The sequence below is a fragment of the Affinirhizobium straminoryzae genome (genome assembly GCF_007004135.1).
In the GTDB taxonomy this organism is placed as follows: domain Bacteria; phylum Pseudomonadota; class Alphaproteobacteria; order Rhizobiales; family Rhizobiaceae; genus Neorhizobium; species Neorhizobium straminoryzae.
In genome coordinates this window covers 1-6,510 of sequence record NZ_VJMG01000092.1, presented here as the reverse complement: position 1 = coordinate 6,510, position 6,510 = coordinate 1, and the positions used below count along the sequence as shown (strand labels likewise).

Sequence of the window (6,510 nt, the reverse complement as noted above, 5' to 3'; positions counted from 1 at the left end):
TCCGAGATCGAGGAAGACAGCGACGCGACGGTGCAACTCGGCGACAATGTGACGCTCGATGCCGCCGGGGTGCTGAACCTCCAGGCCGAAAACCTCGGCTGGTCGGTCTCCAACGTCGTTGGTATCGCGCTGGGCGCGGTGGCTGCCGGCTATGTCCATTCCTATGCGGAAAGCTATGGCGATGCGACGGTCAAGGCCGGCAACAATCATGTGCTGAAGGGCAGTGCGGTGGAAATCTCCGCCCTTGTCGGCGAATTGCAGACCGCCGGCCGCCTGGCAGGTGTCTCAACGCTCGAATCGACCGCAAGCGGCGATTCGGTTGAGGCGGCCGCCGACAGCATTGGCATTGTTCGTCCGACCTACCGTCGTGCGGAAAGCTTCGCGCTGGCCGCGGCTGGCGGCCTGGGCGCCGCGCAGGGCAGCAATATCGGGTCCGCCACCGGCAATGATGCTGTCATCGATCTCGGCATCGGCCAGATCACCGCACGAACCGGCGATGTCGACATCACGACCGAGAATGAGGTCGCCCTTCAGTCCAGGATCATCGGCATCACTGTTGGTGGCCTGTCGCTCGGTGCGCATGTGGCCCAGGCGAAGAATGAAAACACCAGCCGCATCACGCTTGGCTCGTCCGTCAATGCTGCAAGGAACATCCATGTTCTTGCCAACAGCGACACGAAGACGACCGCCGAAAGCTTTGCTGTGTCCGGCGGCGTCTACACGGCGGGCATTTCCAGCGCGACCGTGATCGACAAGGGGGCGACGACCATCGAGCTCTCCGATCTCGCCAGCACGCCGACTGGCGATGATATTCGCGCAACCGGAGAAATTGTCATCAAGGCCGATCATGATCGGCACTTTGATGGCAAGATGAATTCCTTCGGCGTCGGTCTCTATGGCGGCGGTTCCGGCCGCACCGATTATGACATCGAGGGAACGTCGACGATCGATATTGGCGACAACAGAAAGATCGTTTCCAAGACCTATGACGACCAGAGCAACGGCGAGAAGATCCAGATTCTGGCACGCAATGCCATCGCAAAGGATCTGTTCAGTGACAGCAATATCAATCTGAAAGCCTATGGGGCTATCGCGATTGCCGACGTGGATTCGGATGTATCGGTGAAGACCAATACGGGTGTTTCGATCGGCAAGAAGACGAGCCTCTATTCGGCCGGCGACCTCACGGTCAAATCCATGGCGAATGTCGGCGGCGACGACACCATCACCGTCGACGCCGCCGGTGCTGGGGCCGCCGCCAGCGGCAAGACACGCTTTACGCATGCCGGCATTTCCGGCAGCCGTGCACAGTCCTTCGTGACAGTCGGCCAGTCCGCCTCGCTGTTTGCGGGCGAACACCTGGAGGCCTCCGCTGTCACCGATACCAAGATGGCCACCGCCGGGGATGGCTCGGCCTATGGCGCCGGTGCATCTCTGCGGGTGGATTCCGTCACCGCATCGACCTCCGACAATGTGGTCAAGATCGGCGAAAACGCCAGGATCGCCAGTTACGGCGATGTGTTCCTGGGCGCCGGCGAAGACTATGTCGCGGCAAACGATACGCTCGCGCTCGCCGGCGACCGTCTGGTCGGCTATCGGATCAACAGCAACGATATCGCGGCTTCGGTCATCTCCATCATCGGTGCTGCGATCGGGGTTCCGCGTGACAACATCTCGCGCGCGACGAGCGACCAGAACAATATCCTGAGCATCGCCAGCGGTGGCAAGGTGCAGTCCGGCGAGAACCTTCATGCCGGCGCGGCTGACGAGACGCGCGGTGGCGCCACCGCCTATATCGATGTCCGCAACTACTCGGCGACCAGCTTCCTGACAGCCCTGATGGACATCAAGGGTGTCGGCACGGCCAGCAAATCGGGCACCGTCAATCTCAACGGCACGCTGGAAACGGGCCTTGACCGTTCGCGCTGGATCTCGATCGACGGCACCGACATCAGTTCCGTCACCGGCAGCGGCTACAACTGGCGCAAGGCCGTCAGCAAGTCCGGCAACACCTGGAACGTCAACTACGAGGCGCCCCTCGGTGACGTCGTCCTGCGGACCGGAGTCGAAAAGGGTGGCCTTACCGGTACCGGCGCCATCGTGACGCCACGCGATGCCGACCTGCGGGTGGCCAACACCTCCTCGAATGCGCTTGCCATCACCGGCCTGTCGATCCCCTATCTGGTGGGCGGCAAGCTTTACCTGAACGGCACGCCGATCAAGCAGAACGGATCGCCGCTGCTGGGCGCCGTCTCCTACGCGCTGCCCACGAAGGACGCGGTGCTTGCGGTCGTCAACACCAATGCCAGCGGTCCCGATCTGACGGTGAAGGGGCAGATCAGCAATATCGGCGGTTCGGTAACGCTCGCCAATATTTATGGTTCGGTGATGCTGCAGTCGCGCGTGCAGGCAGCAGACCTGACCATCCTTGCAGGCCGCGACTTCCGGATCGACAGCGACGACGACGTCAATCTCGGCAACGACCCGATCAAGGAGTTTCAGAATCTGGTCAATGCCAACAGCAACACGCAGACCGCCGGCAATACGGATGTGAAGCTCAATTCGGCAACGCCGGGAGGGACGGCAGGTTCGATCGAGACCCTGGGCAACATCTATATCAAGGCCGACGGGGTCAACATCAACGGCACCATTCGCTCCGGTGTGAGCGGTCGGGATACGACCGTGACGCAGGCGCAGGTGGACGTGGCCCTGGCGAGTGCCCAGAAGACCCGCTATGCCCAGACCAAGAGCGAGGCGGACCGCTATTATCAGCTGAATGCCAAACTTGGTTTCGATCCGCTGACGGCCACGCGTGATCAACTGGCCAGTATCTCGATCGATGATCTCGCCGAAATTCCGCTCTATTACGACTATGCGACGGGTCGCGTGGTCGCGAAGAACCTGCAGGCCGAGGGTGGCACCATCGTGATCGAGGGTCGCATTGCCAGCACCGGCCGCGGCAAGGTGGAGGCGCTGGACGGCTTTGCCCGTTTCGACATCACCAACCAGTCGACGAGCGCGCTGGAACTGCGTGACATCGATACCGGTAATGGCGTGGAAGGCACGATCGTCTTCAACGATCACAACTATCAGACCGCCAACAGCAGCTATCTGCAGACCCGCTGGGCGCGCATTGGCAGCGACATCGTCAAGTACGAGAACACTTCGAACAAACTGACGAACGGCATTGCAATGACGCAGGTGGCGACCGGTGCGGCAGCGGCCACCTACAACCCGCTCGCCAACCAACGCTACCAGTGGACGGTGACGGCTGACTATTACGACCTTCAGCGGTTCTATTCGTATCACGAGGACGAAGACGAGGGTGAGGCCAGTGTCGAGGCCATCTACAAGGAGCGCAAAGGAAGGCCGTGGAGTGACGTCAGCTACGATTGGATCCGTGGCAAGCTGACCACCAAGACGAGCAGTGATGGCTGGGAGCGCTGGCGCGATGAACACCTGAGCTGGTCCACTCCGACCTATGGGAAGGATCCGGTTGGCGCACTGGTGGTGAATGCGTCCGACAGCTCGGAATTCCATTATACCCGCAGTGTCACGGAACAACGGCGTGAGGTGCAGAACTTCACCAGCGAGACCGTGTGCGAAACAGACGTGGCCATCTGTTTGGACTACGAAGTCCGTCCGAAGATGGACTATCGCATCTATTACCGGAGCAATCAGACCTACTCGGTGAAGGCGGACAAGACGATCAATATCGGCTTCTTCGGCGAAGACACCGGGCGGATCGCCGTGGACAGCAAGGGTGATGTGCTGATCGGCGGCACCGTGCGCAACATTTCGGGCGAAACCCGCCTGACGAGCCGGGATGGCGGCCTCTACACGGCGGAGAATGACGGCCAGGCCGGTGTGCTGATCGCCAACAATATCAAGCTGAATGCGAAAACCGCCATCGGCATGTCATCGACCGATACGTTCCGCATCGAGCAGACCGGTGCCAATGCCATTGTCAATGCCTCGGCACCGAGCCTCTATCTGGAAGAGGTTGCGGGCGGTCTGCGCCTTGGCCAGATCACGGTCGATGCGGCCAAGACCGCCCATGGCGGCGATCTGACCCTTGTTGCGCGCGGCGATCTTGATCTGAGCGCCTCGAACATGAAATCCGCCGTGAAGGGGGGGCGTATCCAGCTGGAAAGCAAGACCGGCAAGATCCTGACCGGCCTTGCCAACAACAAGCTCGATGTCGACACCGACGCGGCGGGTGGCGGCACCTTGTCCGTCGTCACGAAGGATAAGAACGCCGTCACCATTCGCGAGGTCAACGGCGACCTGAGGGTTGACACCATCGACGTGGGAGGAGACCTCACCCTCCTCGTTCAGGGCAATCTTCTCAATGGCCAGACGCCGGCGAGCGACTTTTCCGCCCGCGATGCCGCCTTTGCCGACTACCTCGACGCGCGTGGCCTCGGCACCTCGGCTCATGCCGCCTCCGAGACCACCCTGGTCAATGAGGCCAAGGCCAAGCAGATGACGGCGATGTACCATGCGTACTGGAAGATGCGCGGCGCCGGCACCACTTCGACCTCCGGAACGAGCCAGATGCGCGGGGCTGCTACGGATGTGACCGGCACGATTGCGCCCTATGACCGCGATTTTGTCTATCATGTCTCGGATGCAGATCGTGCGGCTCTGGTGGCCAACGGCTTCACCGACGCGGACATTGTTGCCTACGAGGCGAAGCAGACGGCCTTCTACCACGACGCGAACACCAAGCTCGGCGCTGCGGCGCAGGGCACCTACGATGCGAATTTCGTCTACACGCTGACCGACAGCGAGCAGACCGCCAACGCCGCAGGACTGACCTTCGATCGCAATGCCGTCCTTTCGGCTGTCAATGCGGAGGTCGCCGGCGGCAATGCGGGCGGTTCGAATCAGGCTAGCAACATCCAGGCCGGAAGCCTGAATGTACAGGTCTCCGGTACGATCGGGGAAGAAAACGGTAGCTTCAGCGTCAACCAGGGTGGTGGCAACACGGTTTCCGTCGCCGACATGCAGCGCATGCGCACCGCGCAGGTCGGTGATGTCCAGTACAATACCGACGGGTCTGTCACCGTGACCCGGCGTGACGGCGTGTCGATCAACACGGGCGGCACAGTCAGCGTCAGCGCCGGAGAGGACGCCTATCTTCAGAGCCAGGGCGACCTCAACGTCAAGACGATTGCTGTCGGCAACACGCTGCAATTGAATACGTCCGGAAGCCTGCTGAACGCCAATGAGGATGGACAGGCCAATGCGACCGGCCGCAACCTCATCCTTTCGAGTGCCGGTGAGAACCTCGGCACAGCTGACAAGCGCTTCGTGACGGATACGACCGATGACGGCTTCGTGCAGTTGCGCACCGATGGCGCTGCCTATCTGGCCGAAAAGACGGGTGACCTGCGCCTCCAGGACGCGGCCGGCCCGACGCTCGACCTCGCGGCCAATGACGGGCGCATCGTCGATGCCTTCGCGGATGCGGGCGTAGACCTCAACGGCAGCAACATCAAGCTCTATGCCCGCGACGGCATCGGCACACAGGGATCGTCGCTCGATATCACGACCCGCACCGATGGCAAGATTGAGCTGCAGACGCCGGGCGATTCCTATATCGCAGCGCCTGATCTGCCTGTGTATGTCAAGGAAGCCATCGTCGGCGGCATTTCGCAGATCGTATCTGCCAGCCAGATCCTGGTCGAGGCCGGCAATACCTTCTCGGCGAGCATCATCGACTGGTTTGCGCCGGATGACGTGATCTTCGGCGAAAACAGCAAGGTGATCTCTCGCGACGGAACTGCCAAGATCCGCACGGAGGCCAACCTCGTGATGGGCAAGGGATCGACCATCGACGCCAAGGGCAATGCCATTGATCTCGGTGCCGCCGGCAACATTGTGCTCGGTAATCTGGTCAGCCAGAAGGGTGGAGACAACGCTGTTGTCGTCAATGCCGGCGGTTCGATCAACGGAAACGGCGACGATCTGAAGGACATCGACGTTTCCGATGAAACCGCGGGTGTGACATTGTCAGCACATGGCGGAATCGGCGGCGAAACGGGGCTCTCGACCAATCTCGCGCATCTCGCCTTCACCAATGCCGATGGCGGCAATGTCGTCATCGAAAACAGCAGAAGCATGACTCTGGAGAGCGGCATGGTGGCCGCAGGCTCCTCCATAACGCTGTCGAGCACTGGGGATTTGCTGACCCGGTCCCTAACCGCGATCGATGGCGATATCGCGCTCTCGTCAGGTCGTCGCCTGACGCAGGCCTCTGGTTCGCTGATCGATGGTGGTACGGGCAGCGTGACACTGTCGGCTGGCACGGATGCCACGATCGGTCAGGTGAAGACGGGTGGCACGGGTACGATCGGCATCACGTCCGTTGCCGGCCGGCTCGACCTGACCGATGCGATCGAGGCCGCAAACGGTTCGATCGGTGTGACGGCGCAGACGGCTCTTGCACTGTCGTCCGGCGCCAGCGTGACGGCGACGGGTGCCGGCGGCGTATCCCTGACGGCA

Annotated in this window: 1 protein-coding gene; it reads left to right on the top strand. The window is 61.5% G+C overall.

What is annotated here, in order from left to right:
- On the top strand, positions 1 to 6,510 hold a 6,510-nt coding region (locus FNA46_RS26235; RefSeq protein WP_185969987.1), incomplete at both ends, for a hypothetical protein.